The sequence below is a fragment of the Nostoc foliaceum FACHB-393 genome (assembly GCF_014698505.1).
GTDB classification, from domain to species: Bacteria; Cyanobacteriota; Cyanobacteriia; order Cyanobacteriales; family Nostocaceae; genus Nostoc; species Nostoc foliaceum_A.
In genome coordinates, this window is sequence record NZ_JACJTD010000008.1 from 158,742 (window position 1) to 183,717 (window position 24,976).

The 24,976-nt window shown below is 42.0% G+C and carries 19 protein-coding genes and 2 pseudogenes; 14 read left to right on the forward strand and 7 right to left on the reverse strand.

Annotated elements, in window-relative coordinates:
- Positions 1–277 precede the first annotated feature (277 nt).
- Positions 278–2,224: a two-component system sensor histidine kinase NblS gene (gene nblS, locus H6G92_RS09880; protein WP_190893253.1), complete on the forward strand. Its 1,947-nt coding sequence runs from the start codon at positions 278–280 to the stop codon at positions 2,222–2,224.
- Positions 2,225–2,515: 291 nt separating this feature from the next.
- On the opposite strand, the gene H6G92_RS09885 is transcribed toward nblS, so the two are convergent.
- Positions 2,516–2,749 (reverse strand): hypothetical protein, encoded by a 234-nt coding sequence (locus H6G92_RS09885; RefSeq protein WP_190893255.1) that lies wholly within the window; start codon positions 2,747–2,749, stop codon positions 2,516–2,518.
- A gap of 168 nt (positions 2,750–2,917) precedes the next feature.
- Between H6G92_RS09885 and H6G92_RS09890 the strand changes: the two genes are divergently transcribed.
- A complete protein-coding gene (locus H6G92_RS09890) occupies positions 2,918–4,798 on the forward strand; it encodes a PQQ-dependent sugar dehydrogenase (protein WP_190893257.1) in 1,881 nt (626 codons plus the stop codon).
- A 95-nt stretch (positions 4,799–4,893) separates the two neighbouring features.
- Here H6G92_RS09890 and H6G92_RS09895 read toward each other — a convergent pair whose 3' ends face one another.
- Entirely contained in the window at positions 4,894–5,838 is a 945-nt protein-coding gene (locus H6G92_RS09895) for an NAD(P)-dependent alcohol dehydrogenase (protein ID WP_190893260.1), read from the reverse strand.
- Positions 5,839–6,156: 318 nt separating this feature from the next.
- Positions 6,157–6,258: pseudogene (locus H6G92_RS39305) on the reverse strand (Uma2 family endonuclease); the annotation flags it as partial.
- Between the two features lie 1,103 nt (positions 6,259–7,361).
- Here H6G92_RS39305 and nifB point away from each other — a divergent pair.
- From nifB to H6G92_RS09940, 9 genes are all read left to right on the forward strand, one after another.
- Positions 7,362–8,807, forward strand: a complete 1,446-nt coding sequence (gene nifB, locus H6G92_RS09900; RefSeq protein WP_190893311.1) for a nitrogenase cofactor biosynthesis protein NifB — start codon at positions 7,362–7,364, stop codon at positions 8,805–8,807.
- Positions 8,808–8,904: 97 nt separating this feature from the next.
- Positions 8,905–9,258 (forward strand): indolepyruvate ferredoxin oxidoreductase subunit alpha, encoded by a 354-nt coding sequence (locus tag H6G92_RS09905; RefSeq protein WP_190893262.1) that lies wholly within the window; start codon positions 8,905–8,907, stop codon positions 9,256–9,258.
- A 19-nt stretch (positions 9,259–9,277) separates the two neighbouring features.
- Positions 9,278–10,486, forward strand: a complete 1,209-nt coding sequence (nifS, locus tag H6G92_RS09910; RefSeq protein ID WP_190893265.1) for a cysteine desulfurase NifS — start codon at positions 9,278–9,280, stop codon at positions 10,484–10,486.
- A 107-nt stretch (positions 10,487–10,593) separates the two neighbouring features.
- Positions 10,594–11,493, forward strand: coding sequence for a Fe-S cluster assembly protein NifU (nifU, locus tag H6G92_RS09915; RefSeq protein WP_181928123.1), 900 nt, complete (start codon positions 10,594–10,596; stop codon positions 11,491–11,493).
- A 223-nt stretch (positions 11,494–11,716) separates the two neighbouring features.
- A complete protein-coding gene (locus H6G92_RS09920) occupies positions 11,717–12,073 on the forward strand; it encodes a globin domain-containing protein (RefSeq protein WP_012407221.1) in 357 nt (118 codons plus the stop codon).
- Between the two features lie 348 nt (positions 12,074–12,421).
- Positions 12,422–13,306 carry a nitrogenase iron protein gene (gene nifH / locus H6G92_RS09925; protein ID WP_190893267.1) on the forward strand — a complete coding sequence of 295 codons (885 nt, stop codon included), beginning with the start codon at positions 12,422–12,424 and terminating at the stop codon, positions 13,304–13,306.
- 154 nt (positions 13,307–13,460) lie between these two features.
- Entirely contained in the window at positions 13,461–14,903 is a 1,443-nt protein-coding gene (gene nifD / locus H6G92_RS09930) for a nitrogenase molybdenum-iron protein alpha chain (RefSeq protein WP_190893270.1), read from the forward strand.
- Positions 14,904–15,202: 299 nt separating this feature from the next.
- A complete protein-coding gene (locus tag H6G92_RS09935) occupies positions 15,203–15,442 on the forward strand; it encodes a DUF2281 domain-containing protein (RefSeq protein ID WP_190893273.1) in 240 nt (79 codons plus the stop codon).
- Positions 15,439–15,861 (forward strand): type II toxin-antitoxin system VapC family toxin, encoded by a 423-nt coding sequence (locus H6G92_RS09940; RefSeq protein WP_190893275.1) that lies wholly within the window; start codon positions 15,439–15,441, stop codon positions 15,859–15,861. The genes H6G92_RS09935 and H6G92_RS09940 overlap by 4 nt, the downstream gene beginning before the upstream one ends.
- 282 nt (positions 15,862–16,143) lie before the next feature.
- On the opposite strand, the gene H6G92_RS09945 is transcribed toward H6G92_RS09940, so the two are convergent.
- On the reverse strand, positions 16,144–16,908 hold the full coding sequence (locus tag H6G92_RS09945; RefSeq protein ID WP_190893277.1) for a hypothetical protein: 765 nt from the start codon (positions 16,906–16,908) through the stop codon (positions 16,144–16,146).
- 637 nt (positions 16,909–17,545) lie between these two features.
- Positions 17,546–17,941, reverse strand: a pseudogene (locus H6G92_RS09950) (AvaI/BsoBI family type II restriction endonuclease); the annotation flags it as partial.
- 1,000 nt (positions 17,942–18,941) lie between these two features.
- Here H6G92_RS09950 and H6G92_RS09955 point away from each other — a divergent pair.
- Positions 18,942–19,901, forward strand: coding sequence for an orange carotenoid protein N-terminal domain-containing protein (locus H6G92_RS09955; protein WP_190893280.1), 960 nt, complete (start codon positions 18,942–18,944; stop codon positions 19,899–19,901).
- An 858-nt stretch (positions 19,902–20,759) separates the two neighbouring features.
- The gene (locus H6G92_RS09960; RefSeq protein WP_190893282.1) at positions 20,760–21,182 is read left to right on the forward strand and encodes a hypothetical protein; all 423 of its coding nucleotides are present in this window, start codon (positions 20,760–20,762) and stop codon (positions 21,180–21,182) included.
- Between the two features lie 187 nt (positions 21,183–21,369).
- Here H6G92_RS09960 and H6G92_RS09965 read toward each other — a convergent pair whose 3' ends face one another.
- Both H6G92_RS09965 and H6G92_RS09970 read right to left on the reverse strand, forming a co-directional pair.
- The gene (locus H6G92_RS09965; protein ID WP_190893284.1) at positions 21,370–22,557 is read right to left on the reverse strand and encodes a calcium-binding protein; all 1,188 of its coding nucleotides are present in this window, start codon (positions 22,555–22,557) and stop codon (positions 21,370–21,372) included.
- Positions 22,558–22,719: 162 nt separating this feature from the next.
- Positions 22,720–22,875 carry a hypothetical protein gene (locus H6G92_RS09970; RefSeq protein WP_190893286.1) on the reverse strand — a complete coding sequence of 52 codons (156 nt, stop codon included), beginning with the start codon at positions 22,873–22,875 and terminating at the stop codon, positions 22,720–22,722.
- A 109-nt stretch (positions 22,876–22,984) separates the two neighbouring features.
- Between H6G92_RS09970 and H6G92_RS09975 the strand changes: the two genes are divergently transcribed.
- Positions 22,985–24,895, forward strand: a complete 1,911-nt coding sequence (locus H6G92_RS09975; protein WP_242059077.1) for a cache domain-containing protein — start codon at positions 22,985–22,987, stop codon at positions 24,893–24,895.
- The last annotated feature ends 81 nt before the right edge of the window (positions 24,896–24,976 follow it).

The following is a 24,976-nucleotide window of genomic DNA, read 5'->3' on the forward strand; positions in this document are numbered from 1 at the left end:
AGGCGGACAACTAGCTCAAAATCACAACCGGTTGGATTTTTGTTAGACTGCTCATCTGTGCGTAACCAATAGTCACAAAAATGAGGTTTAACGCGTTCATCCTCAACTGGATATTAACTCGGATGGCTGAAATGAGGTAAATTCGTTAAGACTACCTTACAGGAATATCCCCTGGAGTTTCCCATCTCTCTCTGTCCTCTTACATGTTTGTCAAATTAACTGTTAATTTTTTAGTTGTTGGGCTTTATAACAAAGACTACTAACAACTTTATTTAAGATGCTAAGTCTGTTAAAAACAATTCGACATGCGATCGCTACTTGGTGGTCGGAGTTCACACTCCAGACCAAATTATTGGCTGTGGCCACAATGGTAGTTTCTTTGGTGATGAGTGGTCTGACCTTCTGGGCTGTGAATACAATTCAGCAGGATGCGCGGATGAATGACACCCGCTTTGGTCGTGACTTGGGGCTGCTACTTGCTGCCAATGTTGCCCCCCTAGTTGCTGACAATAATCTGACTGAGGTCGCCCAATTTTCTCAACGCTTCTACAGCAGCACCTCTAGTGTGCGTTATATGCTCTACGCTGATGAAACCGGGGAAATCTTTTTTGGCATTCCTTTTTGGGAAGCAGAGGTAGAAAATTCCCTCACCATTAAACGGCGAATACAACTGCCAGAAGATTACCCTGGTGATGGGGAAAAGCCGATGGTACGGCAACACATGACCCCAGATGGAACAGTCACCGATGTGTTTATTCCCCTGATCGTCAATAAAAAATACTTAGGTGTATTAGCGATCGGTATCAACCCCAATCAGACCGCTGTCATTTCCACCAATTTTACCCGCGATGTTACCATTGCCGTTTTTATCACGATTTGGGTAATGGTGATTTTGGCAGGTGTAATTAACGCCTTAACCATCACCAAGCCCATTAAAGAACTGCTGGTAGGGGTGAAGCAAATTGCTACCGGGAATTTCAAACAGCGCATTGATTTACCTTTAGGGGGCGAACTGGGGGAGTTAATTTTAAGCTTTAATGAGATGGCAGAGCGATTAGAGCGCTATGAAGAACAGAATATTGAGGAACTGACCGCAGAAAAAGCCAAGCTAGAAACCCTAGTTTCGACGATCGCAGATGGTGCTGTGTTGATTGATAACAACATGCAGGTGATTTTAGTCAACCCCACAGCACAGCGAATTTTTGGCTGGGAAGCAGCTGATGTGGTAGGCCAAAACGTATTACATCACTTGCCCCCAGCGGTACAAATGGAAATCACCCGCCCATTGTACGAAATGGCCGCAGGCGAATGCGAAAGCGCCGAATTCCGAATTTTTATTAACCAACCCACCCCACGAACGATCCGCATTCTCTTGACTACAGTCCTCAACGTGCAAAGAGAAAGCATCAAAGGCATTGCGATTACTGTCCAAGATATAACCCGTGAGGTGGAATTAAACGATGCAAAAAGCCAATTTATCAGCAACGTTTCTCACGAACTGCGAACGCCTCTATTCAACATCAAAACTTATATTGAAACCCTGCACGACTACGGCGAAGACTTAGCTTTGCAAGAACGGCAAGAGTTTCTGCAAACAGTGAACCATGAAACCGATCGCCTAACCCGCCTAGTTAACGATGTTTTGGATTTGTCAAAACTCGAATCTGGTCGCCAGTACAACTTCGATGGCGTAGATTTAGCCCAAGCGATCGAGCAAACACTGCGTACTTACCAACTCAACGCTAAAGATAAAGGTGTTGAACTCCTTCAGGAAGTTGCTCCTAATTTGCCGTTAGTAATGGGTAATTATGATCTGTTAGTACAAGTGTTTGGCAACCTGATTGGTAATGCCCTTAAATTCACCAAAGCCGGTGGTAAAGTAGCAATCCGTGCCTACCAACTAGATTTCAAACCCAGTCACACCCAATCTTCTCCAGTGCGGATTGAAATTTCCGATACTGGAATTGGCATCGCCACAGAAGATCAACACTCAATTTTTGAACGCTTCTTTCGCGTAGAAAACCGAGTTCACACCCTAGAAGGCACGGGTTTAGGTTTATCGATTGTCAGAAATATCATCGACAGACATCGTAGTAAAGTCCATCTGGTGAGTGAAGTTGGTATAGGCACCACTTTTTGGTTCGACTTAGCCGCCTATGAAGAAAAAGCGCCACCGATACAAGTTGAACCTATTATTGAAGCATCCAAAATCACCACAGCCTGAAGATTAGGGATTGGGCATTGTTTGTTATTTTTGACCATTCCTTATAAGGGTTATTGCTTGTATGCAATACACTCTCACCTCTCTCCTTTTAGGCTATACCTGAGTACATTTTCTGTTATCCTCCCACCGTCTACATTACGAATGGATAGCTATAAAGGAAGAGGGTTAAGGGGTGAGGTTTCGCGTTGATTTTTCAGATCAATTGCTAACTGCGATGTCTATGACGGGCTGCGCCTACGCAATTTCCACCACAGCACGCTCACTCTTGCTACAATCTTCAGGCGCTGCTACTTATACTAGGGTATATGTGCAATTAATCACCACATGAATTTTGCCAGATTCAATCAATTCTTTGAGAAAAACCAAGTCTTCAGGGTTGGGTTGTTCAAACACAAACTTGACTTTTTGACTGGAGATAAATGCTGTTAAAGCTCTATACATAATGGTTTCGGGAGTGATAATTCCCTTGGGTTTGAGGACTCTTTTGGTTTGAAAGAGCGATCGCTCTGCTAACTTCCGATTCACCCATTTTTTGATAAATTAAGAAAAATACGGGTATATAAATATATTTAACGAAGTGTTCTCAAAAACGACTACCCCTGAGTAATGTTTGTTCTAACTCTCGGAAAAATCGGCTAGCCGAGAGTTCTGTGTAACATAAATCACCACAACGCTAGAGGGAAGTTCAGAATCATGATGTTTGCTCTAAAACCAACACAGATACTCAGACGCATAATATCTGCATCACTAGTTAGTTTTATGTCCTTAGAGGTTGTTCCCACCGCAGCGTTCGGCAACCCACCCCCTGCGTCTGTCGAAACCAAGCTGAAAGTGCCTAGCACAATGTCTTATGAACCGTTTAATACTAACCGTTACTTAAAAGTGCCGCCCAATTTCTCTATCTCTGTTTATGCTCGCATTAAGCAAGCTCGCTTTATGGCAGTTGCTCCCAATGGGGATCTTCTAGTGTCACAGCCCAGTACAGGTAAAGTGTTAATTGTCCGGCCAAATGGCAGCAAAGACCCAATTATTTCTGACTTCGTGACAGATCTACGCAAACCACACGACATTGTATTTCATAAAATTGGCGATACCACATACATTTATATCTCAGAGACTCATCAAATTAACCGCTTCATCTACAACTCTGGAGACCTAATCGCCAAAAATCGTCAAATCGTTGTAATTGGTTTACCAGACAGCAGCACATCAGAACTCAAAGGCTCTTATGGTCACGAACTGAAAAATATTGCACTTGATTCCAACCACAAACTGTACGTGTCGATTGCCTCTACGTGCAATGCCTGCCTGGAAGATACTGTCAGTTACCCAAAGCGTGGTGCGATTTACGTGTACGACGCTGATGGAACCAATCAGCGGCTTTTTGCCGAAGGATTACGTAATGCCGAAGGGTTAGCATTCTTGCCTGGCACAAATGACCTTTGGGTAGTCGTTAATAATCGAGATAACATCGCCTATCCCTTCAACGATAGCAGTGGCAATTACGGTAAGATTATCCCCTCTTACGTAGACAACCACCCGCCAGAGGAGTTCACAAAAGTCCGAGATGGCGGTAACTATGGTTGGCCATTCTGCAACCCTAATCCTGACACGCCAACTGGCCTCAACAATATGCCGTTTGACCTAGATTATCAGTTCAATGCTGATGGACGTGTTAATTGCAATGCAATGGACAGGATTGACAAAGGTATCCAAGCCCATTCGGCTCCCTTGGGACTAACATTCTTACAAGATACCAAGTTTCCCAGCCTGTACTCAAGTGGTGCTGTGACGGGGCTGCATGGTTCATGGAATCGGCAGAAAAAAACAGGCTACAAAATAGCTTACTTTCCCTGGAACAGTACGACAAAGAGTCTAGGGGAGGAGATGGATTTAGTCAATGGTTGGCTAGTTCCCGAAACGCAAGAAGTGTGGGGACGACCCGTGGATATGGTAGTTGACCAGCAAGGTAATTTGTTAATTTCGGATGACTACAGCGGCACCATCTACAAGCTCTCCTACAATCTCTCCTCCACGCCGTCAGCACAGGTTAAGGTCTACAGTGACCCTAATTTTGCTGGAGTTTCCCAGTCATTTCCTACAAGCCCAGGAGTATACAAAGCCAACCAAGGTGACTTAAATATTGTTGGTAATGATGCTATTAGCTCATTAAGTGTACCACAGGGTACAGTGGTACGTGTTTGCCAACATGAAACCGGTGGTCGATGCCGTGAGTTTGGTGCTGGTGATTATAACTCCGTTGGGGCTGACTTAGATAACAGAATCTCGTTTATAGAGGTCAACCCGTCAGTACAGGTTAAGGTCTACAGTGACCCTAATTTTGCTGGAGTTTCCCAGTCATTTCCTACAAGCCCAGGAGTATATAAAGCTAACCAAGGTGACTTAAATATTGTTGGTAATGATGCTATTAGCTCATTAAGTGTACCACCGGGTACAGTGGTACGTGTTTGCCAACATGAAATCGGTGGTCGATGCCGTGAGTTTGGTGCTGGTGATTATAAATCCGTTGAGGCTGACTTAGATAACAGAATCTCGTTTATAGAGGTCAAATAGCACCACTCACCGAATTTTAGATTTTAAATTTTGGATTTTGGATTGAATAATTTAAAATCCAAAATTTAAAAAGGTCTGAGAGGATCTTTGGAAGGTCAACTAGAAACTGCGATCGCAATTTTACCCACTGCACGCCCAGTTTCGCTATAATCATGAGCCGCCGCTAATTCTTCTAAGGGATATGTGCGATCAATCACCACACAAATTTTACCCGCTTCAATCAATTCTTTCAGATAAACCAAGTCCTGAGTGTTGGGTTTTTCTAGGATAAATTTCGCTTTTTGACCGGGAAGGAATGCTGTTAAGATGCCCTCTAAGAAGACTTCAGGGCTGGGTAGTGTGGTGATATAAATTCCGTTGGGTTTGAGGACTCTTTTGGTTTGTGAGAGCGATCGCTTACCCACTGCATCAAAGATAATGTCATACTGCGCTATATCTTGGGTGAAATCTTGCTGCGTATAATCAATCACGCGGTCTGCTAAGAGAGATTTCACCAAATCCAAGTTTTTGGTACTGCAAACTCCCGTCACCACTGCCCCTAAAGCCTTAGCAATTTGTACTGCAAAACTGCCTACACCGCCCGCAGCACCATTAATCAAAACAGTTTGTCCTGTTTGAATATTTCCCTCATTTCGCAGGGCTTGCAAAGCCGTGAGTGCCGCTAAGGGAACAGCCGCAGCTTCTTCATAAGATAAGTTTGTTGGTTTGAGAGCCACCAAATTTTCTGGGACGGCTGCAAATTCGGCATAGCCTCCTCCAGGGAAGCTAGTACTGCCATAAATAGCATCTCCTGGTTTAAAACGGGTGACACCAGAGCCAACGGCTACCACATCTCCCGCCACATCAAACCCCAGAATCTTTGGAAAATTGCTGCCGCTAATCAAACTCAACATCCCTTTACGGATTTTCCAATCAATGGGATTAACGCTACTAGCACGAACTTTCACAAGTAACTGCGTTGGTTCAATTTTCGGCTGCTCCACGTCTTCATAGTGCAACACCTCAGCCGCGCCATACCGACGGATAACGACTGCTTTCATCGCATTCCTCCTGCTACCCTGTTTGACTCACACAACTCAGACAGCCTATTTTTCCTGATAAATCTAGTGTAGCGATGTCTACGACGGGCTATGACGCTCTCTACGAGACGCTGCGCGTAGCTTGCTTCCCTGTAAGGGTACGCGGACTGGCTAACGCTTCTCTACGAGACGCTACGCGTAGCTTGCTTCCACGGAGTGGTACGCTATCGGTGTCGCAAGGCTGATTATCTCTGAATCCACAGAGGTGGACTTTGCTTGTGTAGTCGGGATTTCTAGCCACCCAATACTTTTAAAACGTTTCGATAAAACCCATTATCTTTATTCGTCAGTCGTAAATACAACACCTTCATACACCAGTTCAATTGGACATTCAAACTCAATGCTCGATAAAGTGACGATATCTCCAGCCGTGTAGGGATACACTCTGACTTTTCACAGTATCTCAAAGTCTTTCTCCTTTTAGGAGAAAGACTTTGAATTTTACCCCTTCCCGCGTCGGGAAGGGGGTTAGGGGATTAGGTTTTTCGCAAAGGTTCGTATTGAGCAATTCAGAAAATTCATTGCGATCGCTCAATCATGTTAGATTGTAGTTTGTTGTTTCTCTTAAACACAAAATCTGAGAATTTCTTACCCATCTCCTCATTGTGGGAATGAAAAAAAGGAGTTGAAAGTTAAGTTTTTTGAAAATTATGTGCAGCAACACACCTATCCCCATTAGCTTATATGGCTTATCAGATAAGACTTAGAACCACAATTGAATATTATTGTCAAAGCAAAAATTAAATAAATATGAATTGCATTTTTACCCTCAAAAAAATGATATGTTAGATACAGAATTGAATTTCGCACGTTTCTGGAGTAGAACGATGTAGACTACTCCAGTTTTTCACCCTCAAACCCTTGGTCTTGACTGCTTTTGACGGAATTTGAGGGCAATCTGAGTACACATTTAAATAACCCAAACCCAGTTACAAGTAGATTAAATTCCTTGTTGGGATTGGGTTTGAACTGAGTACAAAGAAATCCTGAACCCCTATCTATAAACACTAGAACCCCAACCAAAAAACACTAGAACCCCTACCCGAAAAAAACTTTTTTAATTCTTGTAATGCTTTAAGAATTAGGGTTTTTAGTATTTGAGTACAAACGTAATAAATCCAATAAATTCTATCCTAGATAGACATATCGCCTAACTTCAAGACGGCTGATATAAATCTTTTATCGCCAATCACTTAACGCTCTGAAACAAAACAAAGCGAAAAGTGAGTGGAGGGATGACATAGCACCATGCCTGAAGTGAAGAGAAGTCGCGGCTGTAAGCACAAATTCTACCCAAGAACCGAACGTTGACACACACCAGCCGAACATCAGATATCTATTGCCTGCTTGACTTGAAAACAAGTCGCCCGAACCCAAGGGTTTGCAGGCAGTGTGGAAGACGCGACTTCAATTCTGGGCATGAAAGAGTAGCAACAACATCTCCCACAGTGGCAGCCAAGTCCACCGACCTTTTGCGAAATTCAATGACATCACCGTCTACACGACTCCTCAACTCTAACGCTACGGAATCGACAACCCAAGCAAAATCCGGTGGTTGCGGCTGCGACAGCACCAGCAGCACCACCGTGGAAAGGGACGAAAAGCTCCAAGAACGCATTGCTAAACATCCCTGCTACAGCGAAGACGCTCATCACCACTACGCCCGGATGCACGTTGCAGTTGCTCCAGCTTGCAACATTCAATGCAACTATTGCAACCGCAAATATGATTGCGCTAACGAAAGCCGTCCTGGAGTAGTTAGCGAATTGCTAACACCAGAACAAGCAGCACACAAAGCTTTGGTCATTGGCGGCAAGATTCCCCAAATGACAGTTGTGGGAATTGCCGGCCCTGGCGACCCATTAGCGAACCCAGAAAAAACCTTCCGCACATTTGAGTTGATTGCAGAACAAGCACCAGACATCAAGCTGTGCTTATCAACCAATGGTTTAATGCTGCCCGACTACATCGATCGCATTAAACAATTAAATATAGATCACGTTACGATCACCATTAATATGGTAGATCCAGAGATCGGTGCTAAGATTTATCCTTGGGTTCACTACAGACGCAAGCGTTATAGAGGCATTGAAGGCGCAAGAATTCTCCACGAAAGACAGATGGAAGGATTGCAAGCCCTGAAAGATGCTGATATCTTGTGCAAAGTTAACTCAGTAATGATTCCCGGAATTAATGACCATCACTTAGTCGAAGTGAATCGAGTCATTCGTGAAAAAGGTGCATTCTTGCACAACATCATGCCATTGATTTCTGCACCAGAACATGGCACACACTTCGGTTTAACCGGTCAACGCGGCCCCACACCCAAAGAACTCAAAGAAGTTCAAGACAATTGCTCCGGTAACATGAAAATGATGCGCCACTGTCGCCAGTGCCGCGCCGATGCAGTCGGATTGTTGGGAGAAGACCGCAGCCAGGAATTTTCCAAAGAGAAATTCTTGGAAATGACTCCAGAATATGACATGGAGCAACGCGCTACCGTTCACGAAGGGATTGAGAAGTTTAAAGAAGAACTTAAAGTAGCCAAAGATAAAGCGCTTGCCGGCAAGAAATTTGCCAACAGTCCCAAAATCTTAGTTGCAGTAGCAACCAAAGGCGGTGGATTGGTTAACCAACACTTCGGTCATGCGAAAGAATTCCAAATTTACGAAGTGGGTGGGGACGAAGTTCGCTTTGTCAGCCATCGCAAAATTGACCAATACTGCCAAGGTGGATACGGCGAAGAAGCTTCTTTTGAGCATATTATGAAAGCGATCGCAGATTGCAAAGCAGTTTTAGTTTCCAAGATTGGTAACTGTCCTCAAGAAAAATTGCAAGAAGCTGGAATCAAGACTGTTGAAGCTTACGACGTAATTGAAAAAGTTGCTTTGGAGTTCTACGAGCAATACGTTAAGGAATTAGGTAACTAGGGAATAGGTTACAGGTTACAGGGGACAGATTATTGCCTGTCACCTGTAACCTTCTACCCTAACTCTCATGCCCCATTCCCCAAAAGGAGAATAAATCATGGCTTACAAAATTCTTACTAGCCAGTGTATTTCCTGCAATCTCTGTCTAACAGTATGTCCCACAAATGCAGTTAAAGTGGTTGACGGACAGCACTGGATTGACCCTGAACTTTGTACAAACTGTATTGGTAGCATTCATACCGTGCCTCAGTGTAAAGCTGGTTGTCCCACCTGCAACGGTTGCGTTAAGCAGCCTAGCGATTACTGGGAAGGCTGGTTTGCTAATTACAACCGCGTAGTTGCTAAATTAACAAATAAACAAGATTACTGGGAACGTTGGTTTCAAACCTATTCTCAGAAATACTCTGAGCAGTTGCAAAAGCGACAACCCCAAATAATTCGTAATTCGTAATTCGTAATTGAAGACAACAATGCAAAATAACTGCATCTATCTCGATAATAATGCCACCACTAAGGTAGACCCAGAAGTTATAGAGGTAATGCTACCTTACCTGACGGATTATTACGGCAATCCCTCCAGTATGCATACCTTTGGTGGGCAAGTCGGTAAAGCAGTGAGAACAGCAAGAGAACAACTTGCAGCCATCCTGGGAGCCGATGAGTCAGAAATTGTCTACACAAGTTGTGGAACTGAGGGAGATAACGCGGCGATTCGAGCCGCACTGTTAGCGCAACCAGAAAAGCGACATATCGTCACTACCCAAGTTGAACATCCAGCAGTACTCAATGTCTGCAAACAATTAGAAACCCAAGGTTATAGTGTTACCTATCTATCAGTAAATCATCAAGGGCAGCTGGATCTAGATGAACTAGAAGCTTCCTTGACGGGTAACACCGCCTTGGTGACAATTATGTATGCTAATAACGAAACCGGCACGGTTTTCCCGATTGAGCAAATTGGGTTGCGCGTCAAAGAATATGGTGCTATCTTCCATGTAGATGCAGTGCAAGCAGTGGGAAAAATCCCCTTAAATATGAAGACTAGCACGGTAGATATGTTAACCCTGTCTGGTCACAAGCTGCACGGGCCGAAAGGAATTGGTGCTTTATATATCCGGCGCGGGGTTCGGTTCCGTCCCTTCATGATTGGGGGACACCAAGAACGCGGACGTAGGGCGGGGACTGAGAATGTTCCAGCAATTATCGCCTTGGGCAAAGCTGCGGAACTAGAACTGTTACACTTAGAAGAAGCGACTGCAAGAGAAAGAAAGCTGCGCGATCGCCTCGAACAAACTTTACTCGCTAAAATTCCCGATTGTGTAGTTAATGGCGACGTTACGCAGAGATTGCCAAACACAACCAATATCGGCTTCAAGTACATCGAAGGTGAAGCAATTCTACTGTTATTGAACAAATACGGAATCTGTGCATCATCCGGTTCTGCTTGTACCTCCGGTTCACTGGAACCCTCCCATGTCCTCCGGGCAATGGGCTTACCCTACACAACTTTGCACGGTTCAATTCGCTTCAGTCTTTGTCGCTACACCACAGAAGCCGAAATCGATCAAGTAATAGAGGTAATGCCCAGTATTGTAGAACGTTTACGCGCCCTCTCACCCTTCAAAAATGATGATGCAGGTTGGTTGCAAGGACAAGAACAAGCACTAGCGCATCGTTAGGGACTAGGGACTAGGGATTAGGGACTGGGAATTAAGGAAGAATTTTCCCAATACCCAGTACCCAATCCCCCAATCTAAAATCCAAAATCTAAAATCTAAAATTCATTATGTGGGACTACACCGATAAAGTATTAGAACTGTTTTACGATCCCAAAAATCAGGGAGAAATTGAAGAAACGGGCGAAGCTGGAGTTAAGGTTGCAACCGGTGAAATCGGTAGCATTGCTTGCGGTGATGCTCTGAGATTGCACCTGAAAGTGGAAGTAGAATCTGATAAGATTCTAGATGCTCGCTTTCAAACCTTTGGTTGTACTAGTGCGATCGCATCTTCTAGTGCATTAACCGAAATGGTTAAAGGTTTAACCTTAGATGAAGCCCTGAAAGTGTCCAATAAAGACATTGCAGATTACCTGGGTGGTTTACCAGAAGCAAAGATGCACTGCTCTGTCATGGGACAAGAAGCGCTAGAAGCCGCTATCTATAATTATCGTGGCATTCCTCTAGCTACCCACGATGATGACGATGAAGGCGCGTTAATTTGCAGTTGCTTTGGCATCAGCGAGTCCAAAATTCGTCGCGTCATTTTAGAAAATCATCTCACGGATGCCGAGCAAGTAACAAATTATGTAAAAGCTGGTGGCGGATGCGGTTCCTGTCTGGCTAATATCGATGATATTATTAGATCAGTTCAACAGGAATACGCCTCACCTGCTCTCAACAATTACGGCGTACAAGTTGCCACAGAAATTGTTACATCTAAGCAACGAGCGCTAACAAACGTGCAAAAGATTGCTCTAATTCAAAAGGTTCTTGATGAAGAAGTCAGACCCGTACTCATTGCAGACGGGGGAGATGTAGAACTCTATGATGTAGAAGGCGATCGCGTTAAAGTTGTACTGCAAGGTGCTTGCGGTTCCTGTTCTAGTAGTACAGCAACTCTGAAAATTGCGATCGAAGCTAGATTACAAGATCGTGTCAGCAAGAGCCTTGTAGTCGAAGCAGTTTAGGAATTGCTGTAGGACTTAACGTAATCTACAAATACGCTCTAATATGCATTCAGCCAGGAACAGAAAGTAGGATTTGAACCATATAATTGTCTCCACATCAATGCTTCAATCCTACCGACAACCGATAGCTAAATTAGCTATCACGGCTAACAGCATATAGGCTTCATACATTAAGTGCCTACTTGCAAATTTCATCATCCAACTCGCTTCAAAGGAACAGGATATGAGCACATTGTACGACAATATTGGTGGACAACCAGCTATTGAACAAGTAGTAGATGAACTCCACAAACGCATTGCTACAGACAGCCTCCTCAGCCCCATTTTTGCTGGTACAGACATGGCGAAGCAACGCAATCATCTAGTTGCTTTCTTAGGTCAAATATTTGAAGGGCCAAAGCAATACGGCGGTCGTCCAATGGACAAAACCCACGCAGGATTGAATTTACAGCAACCACACTTCGATGCGATCGCCAAGCATCTCGGTGAAGCAATGGCTGTGCGTGGAGTGTCAGCAGAAAACACCAAAGCTGCACTAGATCGCGTCACAAATATGAAGGGCGCTATTTTGAACAAGTAATAGGACTTATGCATTGATTGTTGACAAATAACAACATCAAGTCCTATTGAATCTTGCAAGCTGAAACACATTATGACGTATTTGTAAATCACGTAATTTTCTTTGTTCTTTGTCAAAACAAATGACAAAGGACAAAGGACAAAAACAAAAAGAAAAAAATTTTAACGAGGAAGATCGATGAACTTACTGTCAATAATTTTGGCTGTGGAGCGATCGCCCCCAGCAGGCATTTATGCCAACGCTACCAACGATGCTCTACACGCGCTCACTACTGTCGCTCAACTGGCGTGAACGCAACTGACAAACGCAAAGACCCACCAACCAACCAATTGCAGGAAAACAGGAACAATGACTGACGAAAACATTAGACAGATAGCTTTTTACGGTAAGGGCGGTATCGGTAAATCTACCACCTCCCAAAACACCTTAGCAGCTATGGCAGAAATGGGTCAACGCATCCTCATCGTCGGTTGCGACCCTAAAGCTGACTCCACCCGTTTGATGCTGCACAGCAAGGCTCAAACAACCGTTCTTCACCTCGCCGCAGAACGTGGTGCAGTAGAAGATATCGAAATCGAAGAAGTAATGCTGACCGGTTTCCGTAACGTTCGTTGCGTAGAATCTGGTGGTCCAGAACCCGGTGTAGGTTGCGCTGGTCGTGGTATTATCACCGCCATCAACTTCTTAGAAGAAAATGGTGCTTACCAAGACCTAGACTTCGTATCTTACGACGTATTAGGTGACGTTGTGTGTGGTGGTTTCGCAATGCCTATCCGCGAAGGTAAGGCACAAGAAATCTACATCGTTACATCTGGTGAAATGATGGCGATGTACGCTGCTAACAACATCGCTCGTGGTGTTCTTAAGTATGCTCACACCGGTGGCGTGCGTTTGGGTGGTTTGATTTGTAACAGCCGTAACACAGACCGAGAAATCGAATTGATCGAAACCTTGGCAAAACGGTTGAACACCCAAATGATTCACTACGTACCCCGTGACAACATTGTTCAACACGCAGAATTGCGCCGAATGACTGTTAACGAGTACGCACCAGAAAGCAACCAAGCTAACGAATATCGGACATTGGCTACCAAGATCATCAACAACAAAAACCTGTCTATTCCTACACCCATCGAAATGGAAGAACTAGAAGAATTGTTGATTGAATTTGGTATTCTCGAAAGCGAAGAAAATGCTGCCAAGTTGGTTGGTCAGACTGCTGCTCAAGCTTAGTCTAAGTAGCCGCTAAGAAATAACGATTTAGCACAAGGAAAAAGGAAGAGTTTCATATCTTTCCTTTTATCCTCTCCCTAGCATCTCCCCCCTAACCTTAGAGGGGACTCCTAGTCCCCCTATGCCTGATCCTTACGAGTCACAGAGGCTAAATATGACACCTCCAGAAAATCAAAACATCATCGAAGAAAGAAAAGAACTAATTAAAGAAGTTCTAGACGCTTACCCCGATAAAGCTAAGAAAAAACGGGAAAAGCACTTAAGTGTATACGAAGAAGGTAAGTCCGATTGCGGCGTTAAGTCTAACATCAAATCCCTTCCTGGGGTAATGACCGCTCGTGGTTGTGCTTATGCTGGTTCTAAAGGTGTGGTTTGGGGTCCTATTAAGGACATGATCCACATCAGCCACGGGCCTGTAGGTTGCGGTTACTGGTCTTGGTCTGGTCGTCGTAACTACTACATCGGCACCACAGGTATTGATACCTTTGGTACCATGCACTTCACCTCTGACTTCCAAGAAAGAGATATCGTGTTCGGTGGTGACAAGAAACTTGTCAAGCTAATCCAAGAACTTGATGTACTTTTCCCTCTCAACCGTGGTGTTTCCATTCAATCTGAATGCCCCATCGGTCTAATTGGGGATGACATCGAAGCTGTTGCTCGGAAGACATCCAAAGAAATCGGCAAGCCAGTTGTACCTGTGCGTTGCGAAGGCTTCCGGGGTGTTTCCCAATCTTTGGGACACCACATTGCTAACGACATGGTTCGTGACTGGGTTTTCACCAGATCCGACCAAGCTAAGAAAGACGGTACACTCAAGTTTGAAGGTACTCCTTATGATGTAGCCATCATTGGTGACTACAACATCGGTGGAGATGCTTGGGCTAGCCGCATCCTGTTAGAAGAAATCGGCTTGCGCGTAGTCGCTCAGTGGTCAGGTGATGGCACCATCAACGAAATGTTGATGACCCCCAATGTGAAGATGAACCTCATCCACTGTTACCGGTCGATGAACTACATCAGCCGTCACATGGAAGAAGCTTATGGTATACCCTGGTTGGAATACAACTTCTTCGGCCCCACCAAGATTGCTGAATCTTTACGGGAAATCGCTTCTAAATTTGACGAAACAATCCAAGCAAACGCTGAGAAAGTTATCGCCAAGTATCAGCCCACAATGGATGCGGTAGTTGCTAAATACCGCCCCCGCTTGGATGGTAAGACCGTTGCCATCATGGTTGGTGGTCTACGTCCTCGCCACGTTGTCCCAGCTTTCCAAGACTTGGGCATGAAGATGATTGGTACAGGTTATGAGTTCGCTCATAATGACGACTACAAACGTACCACTCACTACATCGAAAACGGCACCATCGTTTATGACGACGTTACCGCTTACGAATTCGAGGAATTTATCAAAGCGCTGAAGCCTGACCTAGTTGCTTCTGGTGTGAAAGAGAAGTACGTCTTCCAAAAGATGGGTCTTCCTTTCCGTCAAATGCACTCTTGGGATTACTCCGAACCTAGCGATCGCTCCTCAACATCATATAATGCAAGGTTTTTTAGCGGCGGGAGAATAAAGAGTCTATTTCTAGTCTAAATACCCGTTGCAGGGTTATCTAAGAATAATCGATTTTAAAGCTTTAGATAGTATAACTCTTATATAGTCTGGTTTTTAGATTTTGCTTGCATTTTGCTCAAAGAAAAACTGTAAAATTAAAAACTTTTTGAACTGACATTTTATTAGACTAAATATAGCGTAACGACTAAATTGAGCAGCAATAGATAAAATTTGCATCCAACTAAAATATTGTGTCCGTTTGCTCCATAAAGTGTTAACCTGCTAGACTGAAGTGATTGGACGTGGAAAAGACGCATGAATAACGTCTGGAGGTTCTCTTGAGTATTATACAAACTGCCACTGAAAAAATGCTATCGCTCCCGCCAGAGAAGCAACAAGAGGTATTAGATTTTATTGAGTTTCTGCAAAATCAACTAGCACAAAAAAATATAAACATTGAACAAATTGAGCCTATTTCATTTTTGGAAGCTGCTCAAAAATTTGCTGGTTGTGTTGATGGTGGCCCCGGTGATTTGGCGACTAACAAACAATATCTGGAAGGTTTAGGAACTGAATGAAGCAGCGAGTCATCATCGATACGGGCCCATTAGTAGCCTTTATTAATCGTAGAGAACATCTTCATACCTGGGTAATCAATACCTTAGCTACAATCGAGCAGCCTTTACTCACTTGTGAGCCTGTGATTGTAGAGACTTGTTTTTTATTGCGAAATATCTACGGTGGTCAGGATACAGTGATGTCTTTACTGGACGAGGGAAAGATATTAATTCCGATGTGTTTGAGTGAAGAAGCGGCAGTAATTAAAGAATTGCTACGACAATATCAGTCAGTTCCAATGTCATTAGCAGATGCCTGTTTGGTGAGAATGACACAATTGTATCCTGATAGTGAATTGCTAACATTTGATAGCGATTTTAGAATTTATCGGAAAAATCGTAATCAATTAATTTCTGTGATTATGCCAGAGGATTTGTAAGAATAGGGTTAAGAGCGATCGCTCCTCAACATCATATAATACAAGGTTTTTTCGCGGCGGGAGAAAAAAGAGCCTATTTCTAGCCTAAATGCAAGTTGCAGGGTTATTTAGGAACAATCTGTTTTGATGCTTTAGATAGTATAACTCTTATGCAGTCTGGTTTTTAGATTTGAAAAGCATTTGGCTCAAAGAAAAACTGTAAAATGAAAGACTATTTTAAATAACGATTTTTTAGATTAAATGGTGCGTAATGGCTAAATTGAGCAGCGAATCTTGAAATTGCTAGAACTTTAAAAAGATTGAAATTAATCCGGGAGATGGAGTATAAACAGTTTGCAACTTAAAACTGCGCTTAGGGTAAGCTTCTCCTAGTATATTTTGCAAAGCATATGCTACTTCCCTCTCATTTTCGGCAAAGTATCGAATTTGATCGGAAGATGCTTTGTCAACTTGAGGAAGAACTTGAATAGTAGATTTAACACCTGCTTCCTCTAAAGCATCCTTTATTGCCGAAGCTACTATTTTTTCGTCAGATTTACTTTGGTTATAGAAGATTTGTATTTTATATTCGTTGACAATATTGACTAGAGAATCAAGTGATGTATTTACTCTTGGATTTAAAAGTGGAGTATTGGCTTGTAATGTAGTTTGTATTCCCAAATTAACAGAAGTTGCTTCTTGGACGGCTTCCTTATTTTTGCTTATCTGTTCTTCGATTCTTTGATCTTTATTTTTTACATCTTCACTTACCTTAGAGATAGTATTATTTGATTCTTTGAGTCTCTGCTTTAAGCTATCAATTTGACGTGTAGCTTCAATTAATTCGCTATCAGTTTTTTCAAGCCGGTTTTTCCACTTAAAGCCAACTATTTCTCCTTCCACAAAACCAGCTTTTGTTAAAATTGTATTGATAATCACAGGATTTAGTAAAAGTAGGAGAAATATTAAAAATATTGAAGAATCTCGAAGAATATTTAGAAAGCCTTGACAAATTTCAACTGTGTCTTTAAGTCCAGGCTTGTCTACTTTTTTAAGATCAGGTTCCATCTATTATGTCCTCAGCTTAATATTGATTCTCAGCCTAACTATTTATTAGACTAAAACTTTCCGAATTAACCTATTTGGGATAATTATCTGGAATTTTTCCATCTAATAACTATATTTCAATATTATACAGAAAGTTTCCGTATAATTATCTAATTTGGGGTGGTTATACAGAATTTTACCATCTAATATTCCTATGTCAATATTCGACAGAAATTGAGTCTGTATGCGCCATTTTGATTTATATCCTCTGCGGATAGCTAGAATTTTTTTGCATATTACCTTAATCAGTACTACATCTATTACTGTATAAGAAATGATTGCACTAAAAAATCCTCGCTTTTTTACAGCAAGTTGAACTGCGATCATTATAAATGGACAACATATTAGATATTATGTGTGATATGCATAAGAAGTAACCCGTTTTAGCGATGTCTACGACGGGCTATTCGGTGTCGGATTAAACCCTCCAATCCTCAATTAACAGTCCGGCTACTTTGCTGAAATCCCGATGATTGCGTGTTAATAAAACTAATTTACGGGATAGTGCGATCGCAGAAATGAGTGTGAAATGCAGAAGAAGTAGACTGTTTTAGCGATCGCATGATAAGCAAAACAATCAGCACCAGTAGATACGCCTTTATAGACTGCACAACCAACGAGAAATAGATGCAACTTGATTCTCTTGATTTAAATTAGCAGCGTTGCTGAGAGTGGCGTTTTCCAATTGATTCCAGATTTCGCCTGCCATCCTTCTAGCGATCGCTGATCCTACGAAGAAAGTAAGAGGTGAATGCCCTACTCTAGAAAATGCTTCACGTATACGATTTAGTGCTGCTTGTGCAGTTTTCCAATGTTCATCTGCGCCTGCGGGATCTATGCCGCCTTTAAGTTCACCAAGGGCGATAACGTATGGTGCAACTACAGATGGTTCAATTGTGCTAGATTTGTTGGCTGCTAATTCTGCTGGGGCTAAGTTAAACAAACATAGATCCACATTACTTCTAACTAGCGGGACAGTCAGGTTATAAATTAGTGTGCGAACAGATGAATGTTCCTAGAGAATTAACTAGTCAAGTTAGTATAGTTCTAAATTTTGGCGGTAGATATATGATTAGCCCAAACTTTACAAAAAGTCACTGTATATTTAGGAATGGTGTGTAAGATGAACAAGAACTAGCTCCTTGTTGCGATCGCCTGTCCTTACGATGACTAGAACTGGCCACTGGATTAGGAAAAATGTATAAAATCAAAAATTTGGGATATTGAGATGATGGTGCGTTGCACTTTGCGATAACGCACCTTACAGTTTGATGCTTGATATATTCGGGTGTAACACTGTTGTTAAAACTTGTAGGTAAACAGTTTAGGCAATCTCTCTGCATGGATATTTGGATTGTAGCAGGACTATGATCTTCAACGAAACCTCGTCAGATGCAGCCTAAACCGTTACTGTCACATCATAGTTTGACTCACACTCGGCAGCACAAGGATTGAGCTAGAGCTATCCCCAAGCAAGCAGCGATCGCAAAAGATTTGTAAGTTGCATCTTACTAATAAACGAACTGAGGACTTGCATTAGACGGATTTAACTTTATTTAACCCAACTTATGGCTAGAGATAAATCTGCTGCAAAAAAACTTGAGCAATTACTAAATTGTATTTTTATTGCGAAAAAAGTCTAAAATGCAGATATATCTATTCACATAGATAGATGCTATATAGCTACATATCTTTCTCAAGAAAGATATATTTTCTAAAAAAATACTTTTATTAAACTATTATCTTAAAAGAATAGTAGATATATATTTAATTCAATGATATTCATCAGATAAATACTTATAAATCTTAGTGTTCCGTTAACGTTTACTAGCTATGATATCAGAGTAGTAAATGATAATAATTCGGATTTGAATAATGATTGGATATCTAGGGATAATTGTGTCATCCAGTAAAAATTTCCTAGATTTATCCCCGATTCTGCAAAATGTAGCCGAAAGCAACTACTGATTAGGTAAATCTTTAAGGTAATAAGCATGAATTATACTATCGAGTCCGCACGCAATATTTTCTCTAGCACTCAAGTGGCAGATGCTGTTCCAGCCACTACAGCAATGTTTGCTGAACTCAACATTGACGATCAACTAGCATTTCTCTGGTATGCCTACGCTGAACTAGGTCGGACAATTACTCCAGCTGCTCCCGGAAAAGCCAATCTCCAATTAATGGAAGGTATATTCAACCAAATTAAGCAGATGTCTCATGAAGAACAAACGCAGTTAATGAGAGATTTAGCGAGTAATGCTGACACTCCCATCAGCCGTTCTTATGCATACTTTGGTGTCAACGCCAAGCTAGGATTCTGGTGGCAGTTAGGAGAGTGGATGAAAGAGGGTATTGTCGCTCCCATGCCAGTTGGTTATCAAATGTCAACTCAAGTTAAAGCAGTGCTAGAAGCTGTTCAGAAAATCGATCAGAGTCAGCAAATTACTGTACTACGCAATACTGTAGTAAATATGGGGTTTGATCCGTCTCTGGCTGATAAAAAACAGGCAGAAGTCATAAACTTTAAGTTCCCACGTACATCCTTAAGTCCCCAATTTACTATTGAGGGAGTTACAGAACCAACAGTGCTGAAATACATTGAAGCGATGAATGCAGATAACTTTGAAGCTGCTGTTGCTTTATTTGCTAACAATGGTGCGCTACAACCACCTTTTCAAAAACCAATTGTTGGTCGAGAAGCTATCACTTCTTACCTAAGAGATGAGGGACAAGGGTTAGTGATGAAGCCAACTAAAGGCATTTCGGAAACTATCGAAGATGGTTATACACAGCATAAAATTACTGGTACAGTCGAAACTCCTTGGTTTGGAGGTAATGTTGGGATGAACATTGCTTGGCGATTTTTACTCGATCCTCAAGGTCAAATTTACTTTGTGGCTATTGATTTACTTGCTTCTCCTAAAGAACTGCTTAATTTAACTCGCAAGTAAAATTCCTTTGCCTTATTACAAAAGCAATTGTGATTGTTTAAGATGATGTTTTAAAAGGTTTTTTTGCTCTCATTGTTAGGTAAGCATTGCATCTTATTACATAGCTAAAACGCTAGTTTGGCGTTGTATTTAACCTATGCAAAACTGCGAAATTATAACTTTCAGAGCTTTTAAAACATCCTCTTAGAGGTTGTTTTAAAATTAGTTGGCTGTATCTTTGCACTTATTGATCCCCCCTAACCACCCTTAAAAAGGGTAGAACTGGAATCAAAGTCCCCCTTTATAAGGGGGATTTAGGGGAATCTAAAAGGATTTGATACATCACTAAGAAGTTTTCAAACATCCTCTAAGCATCATCACGATCATCAAATAAAATTTCAATCCATGCTCGGTTCACCTAAAACCGAGCTTTAGTCATGTTTTAGCAATTTCTAGCAGTTGTTTGGATTGCTCTCTTTTGGCACTATGTTTTGCGATCGCACTACCATCACAACGATCAAAATTAGCCATTGCAGCCCAAAAATATAAATAAAGTCAAATTTAGTTAGCAAAAGCAGCTTTTACTTATTCAAACCCCAGTTTGCTTTCTCATTTTGGTGTTTTCCGCAAGCAAAAGCAGCTTTTACTTATTCAAACCCCAGTTTGCTTTCTCATTTTGGTGTTTTCCGCAAGCAAAAGCAGCTTTTACTTACTTAAACCCCAGTTTGCTTTCTCCTTTAAGTAGTTCGCGCAATTTGCTGTAATTATTTTTATGTAACAAAAGCTATTGCAGATTTGCCGGAATTCTCTCAGGCTGATCAATACGGAAGTTCTTTAAGGTAAAGAATATTAACCGTACTGTATTACAAGGTGTAGGTCATGGCTAGGAGAAAAAGAACTTCCGCAGTATTAGAAAGAGCAGTGCGTCGTGCAGCTAGCATAAACTCAATTGATCCAAGTTTAGATTTAGGCAATGGACTCACTTTACCTGCTTTCTCAACTCTGATCGAAATGATGCGAACTAAAGAAAACGCATATAACAGTGCCCTTTCCAGCTTGGATAAATTGTACCGTGAAATGCTGGAAACAGAAGACAAGTTGGGAGATATGACAGAACACATGTTAATGGCAGTTGGGACTCGGTATGGCAAAAGCAGTGTGGAATACGGTATGGCAGGAGGAGTCCCTAAAAGCCAGCGTCGTAAGGGATTGCGAGGCGAGTCGCTAACTCCTAGCGGGGAACAGCCGTTATTTGTTGCCAGTGTGGAGAGCAAGAATGGAAAGACAGCAGTAACAAGTTAGCATATATGCTATTACTCAAAATTTGGTCTAGTTTAAATAATTGCGTAGATGCATACTCTTAGGTCGAAGCAAGCTACGCAAAGCCTCTGTCTGCGACACGCTGCGCGAATGTAGAGAAGCAGTTTGTCGTAGACATTGCTTTTTGAAAAATAGACGTAGCAGTGCTACTAAGCGATCGCATTCACAATTACGCTAAATGTACTGAACCTGTATATCCTTTGAGAACTCCCAAAGAGCTACCAGATGAATTAATCAGCGTGTCATGTCCTATCTGGGTAAAGCTAGCGTTTAACCCGGTGACATCTAAGCGATCGTTGCAATCAAAGCCATAAATAGTTGCAAAGCCAATGCTTCCCAGAATTACTGTATCTCTTCCTTGACCCAAGTAAACTGTATCGTTTCCCCCACCTATTACCTCAACAGATGAACCAAACAGGTTTGTATCCCTACTTAAAGGGTCAGGCAGAGAAACTGTTCCTCCTCGCAGATTTACTAAATCATTTCCATTTCCCACAAGGATAGTGTCATCACCTGAACCAGCAAAAATTAAATCGTCACCTGAGCCAGACTTAATAGTGCTGTTCGTATCAATTGTAATAACTGTGTCATTGCCATTACCTGTAAAAATCTTTGTATCGCTTGAGCCAGGGATTCCATAAGCAAGAATAAAATCCTCACCGCAGCCGGTTTTAACTGTGGTTTCGCCATAGGGAGCAACAGCAATCTGATTGTCACCATTTCCAGCATTTATTGTTTGGTTATACAATGGCAAACCAGTGGCGAAAAAAATATAAGTTGCTATTGAAAGTTCACTGGTTATAATGTCATTTCCTAATCCTGTTTTAATGTTGGCATCTCCGCTTCCCAAAAAAATTAAGTTGTTACCTTTTCCTGCATCAATAGTTCGGTTAGCAAATCCACCTAAATAGAAAATATCGTCACCTGCTCCGGCTGAGGCAATCACTTTTGGAATTGTCCCTAAGCCAATAATATTAGTACCATCAGCATCGTATAAATAGTTTCCACCGTAATCGTCTAAAAAGTTATTTCCACTGCCTAAATTAATTTTGTAATTGCCAGATCCCAAACTGACATAATCATCTCCTGCTCCAGTATTAACGATCGCACTAATCCCATCAGGATTAGAGGATAGAGGACTAGTTTGCAATACCTCCCCATTGAAAGTAGTAGATAGATAGATTAAGTCTATTTCTCTTGCTAGTAAAACAACATCATTACCATCTCGTGTATTCACAACATTGTTGTTGCCTTCTACAACAAACCAGTCTGGATTAGCAGTACCGAAAACTCTTTGATTACTCTCTTGAATGGCTTGTTCAGTGTAGGTAATGCCGCGAAAAACTTGGGTTGTCATAAAATTTATTTTATACCTCAGTACAGTTCAGTGAAACCAGAAAGTTACGTATATGAGCTATTTTCTGGATAAATCAATATAATCCGGTTAATCGCAAAAATTTTTTATAATTATGGTTTAAATAAATGAAAAAGCCTGTAAAAAACAAGCAATATGTAGGCACTATGCTTGTAACTGCGATCGCCAATCAAACTTGACTACTCTATCCACTGATCTAGCACAATATTTAGCCGTGAGATTGATCTGGTGGTAAAGTTCAGCTTTTGTGAGAACTTTAGGATATTTGATATTATAGTGGGTTGCGCTTTGTGACAACATACCCTAAAGCTACCTTTGACTAGACTAAAAAACTAAATAAAGGTGAGTATGTCGACATATTGGGAACTATAGAAGCAAATCAAATTAGCACAACCTCCAGTTTGCAGTAATGAAGATTCCCTATCCCCGCAAAGGTAAAGCATTCCCATTACAGATTGTTCTTGTTGTTCCCTTCGTGATCCAAATTTTTGGAGCGGTCAGTCTAGTGGGTTACTTGTCCTTTAAAAATGGACAAAGGGCAGTTAACGACCTAGCACAACAGTTGATAGATCGCACGAGCGAGTTAGTGGATGAACATTTGAAGTCTTATCTTGCCGTTCCACAAACCCTTAATCAGATCAATGCAGATGCCATCCGCAGGGGAATATTAGATGTGCGTGATCGCCAAACCGTTGGCAAGTATTTCTGGGATCAGATGCACGCCTCTGACCTGACTTATATTGGTATTGGGCTAACGACAGGTGAGGGTCTTGGAGCCGCTCGTTATGACGGCAAGACGATCACCATTGATGATTGGACTGCCAAGCTTCCCAATAATACTTCCACATACGCCACGGATAATCAAGGTAATCGAACTCAGGTTAATGCTCGGTGGGATTGGAACAATTTCAAGGAATCTTGGTACACTCAACCCATCGCTGCTGGTAAACCTATTTGGGCAAAGATTGTAACTGGAAATTTTCCTACTGGCCCTTACATAGCTGCTTCTGCCAGTCGTCCCATTTATGACTCGCAAAATCGCTTACTAGGCATGATTGCCTGCGATATTCATCTGTTAAAACTCAGCGATTTTTTACGCAATTTAAATATTAGTAAGTCTGGGCAAGTATTCCTTTTAGAGCGAGATGGCACATTAATCGCCAGTTCTGGTACAGAAAAGCCTTTTGTCCTCGTCAATCAAGATATCCGGCGATTACGAGCGATCGACAGTTCTGACCCAATCATACAAAACATTGGCAAACACCTCCAAACCTCTGGGTTTGGATCTATCACCCAAGACACAGATTTTCAACTTGAGGTGCAAGGAAAACGGTATTTTGTCGATGTTGCACCTTGGCGTGACAAGTACGGCTTGAATTGGCTAATGGTAGTGAGTGTGCCCGAAAACACATTTATGGCGGAAATTCACGCCAACACGCGCACCACGATCGCACTTTGTTTTGGTGCATTAGTCGTTGCCTCTGTGATGGGCGTATTTACCTCCCATTGGATTGTACGCCCGATTCTGCGCCTAAATTGGGCAAGTAAGGCAATGGCATCCGGTAATTTAGCTCAGACAGTAGAAACTGGCGTTATTCAAGAACTTAATACCCTGTCTAACTCTTTTAACTACATGGCAGGGCAATTATATGAATCGTTTACCGCTTTAGAGAAAAGTAAAGAAAAACTAGAAGATCGGGTAGAAGAACGTACTACTGAACTCAAAAATACCTTAGAGGAATTGCAGCGCACTCAATCTCAAGTTATTCAAAGTGAAAAAATGTCTAGTCTGGGACAACTAGTTGCTGGAGTCGCACACGAAATTAATAATCCAGTCAACTTTATTCATGGCAACCTCGTCTATGTGCAGGAATATACTCAGGATTTATTAGCGTTTGTGCAATTGTATCAGCAGCACGATCCCAACCCTGCGGCTGAAATCCAAACCGTTGCCGAAGACATCGAACTAGAGTTTTTGCAGGAAGACTTACCAAAAATGTTGTCTTCCATGAAAGTAGGCACCGATCGCATTCGCCAAATTGTACTGTCGCTGCGAAACTTCTCCCGCATCGACGAAGCGGAATTCAAAAGTGTTGATATTCATGAAGGCATCGACAGTACCTTGATGATTTTGCAGCACCGCCTCAAAGCTAAACCAGAACAACCTGAAATTGAGGTGATTAAAGACTACGGCACTATACCTCTAGTAGAGTGCTATGCCGGACAACTCAACCAGGTATTTATGAATATTTTAGTAAATGCGGTTGATGCGTTATACCAATTTAATGTGAAGCTGCATAGAAAAGAGCTTCCAAGATAAAGTTATAAGAAGAGACAGAAATTACTTGCTCAAATGTAAGTTGGTCGAATATCTCTTGGATGCGTTCGCGTAAAGCTTGTA

Excerpts from the sequence above, each read along its gene's own strand:
- nblS (WP_190893253.1), top strand. The coding sequence starts at position 278 with ATGCTAAGTCTGTTAAAAACAATTCGACATGCGATCGCTACTTGGTGG.
- H6G92_RS09890 (WP_190893257.1), top strand. The coding sequence starts at position 2,918 with ATGATGTTTGCTCTAAAACCAACACAGATACTCAGACGCATAATATCT.
- H6G92_RS09895 (WP_190893260.1), bottom strand. The coding sequence starts at position 5,838 with ATGAAAGCAGTCGTTATCCGTCGGTATGGCGCGGCTGAGGTGTTGCAC.
- nifB (WP_190893311.1), top strand. The coding sequence starts at position 7,362 with ATGACATCACCGTCTACACGACTCCTCAACTCTAACGCTACGGAATCG.
- H6G92_RS09905 (WP_190893262.1), top strand. The coding sequence starts at position 8,905 with ATGGCTTACAAAATTCTTACTAGCCAGTGTATTTCCTGCAATCTCTGT.
- nifS (WP_190893265.1), top strand. The coding sequence starts at position 9,278 with ATGCAAAATAACTGCATCTATCTCGATAATAATGCCACCACTAAGGTA.
- nifU (WP_181928123.1), top strand. The coding sequence starts at position 10,594 with ATGTGGGACTACACCGATAAAGTATTAGAACTGTTTTACGATCCCAAA.
- H6G92_RS09920 (WP_012407221.1), top strand. The coding sequence starts at position 11,717 with ATGAGCACATTGTACGACAATATTGGTGGACAACCAGCTATTGAACAA.
- nifH (WP_190893267.1), top strand. The coding sequence starts at position 12,422 with ATGACTGACGAAAACATTAGACAGATAGCTTTTTACGGTAAGGGCGGT.
- nifD (WP_190893270.1), top strand. The coding sequence starts at position 13,461 with ATGACACCTCCAGAAAATCAAAACATCATCGAAGAAAGAAAAGAACTA.
- H6G92_RS09940 (WP_190893275.1), top strand. The coding sequence starts at position 15,439 with ATGAAGCAGCGAGTCATCATCGATACGGGCCCATTAGTAGCCTTTATT.
- H6G92_RS09945 (WP_190893277.1), bottom strand. The coding sequence starts at position 16,908 with ATGGAACCTGATCTTAAAAAAGTAGACAAGCCTGGACTTAAAGACACA.
- H6G92_RS09955 (WP_190893280.1), top strand. The coding sequence starts at position 18,942 with ATGAATTATACTATCGAGTCCGCACGCAATATTTTCTCTAGCACTCAA.
- H6G92_RS09960 (WP_190893282.1), top strand. The coding sequence starts at position 20,760 with ATGGCTAGGAGAAAAAGAACTTCCGCAGTATTAGAAAGAGCAGTGCGT.
- H6G92_RS09965 (WP_190893284.1), bottom strand. The coding sequence starts at position 22,557 with ATGACAACCCAAGTTTTTCGCGGCATTACCTACACTGAACAAGCCATT.
- H6G92_RS09970 (WP_190893286.1), bottom strand. The coding sequence starts at position 22,875 with ATGTTGTCACAAAGCGCAACCCACTATAATATCAAATATCCTAAAGTT.
- H6G92_RS09975 (WP_242059077.1), top strand. The coding sequence starts at position 22,985 with ATGAAGATTCCCTATCCCCGCAAAGGTAAAGCATTCCCATTACAGATT.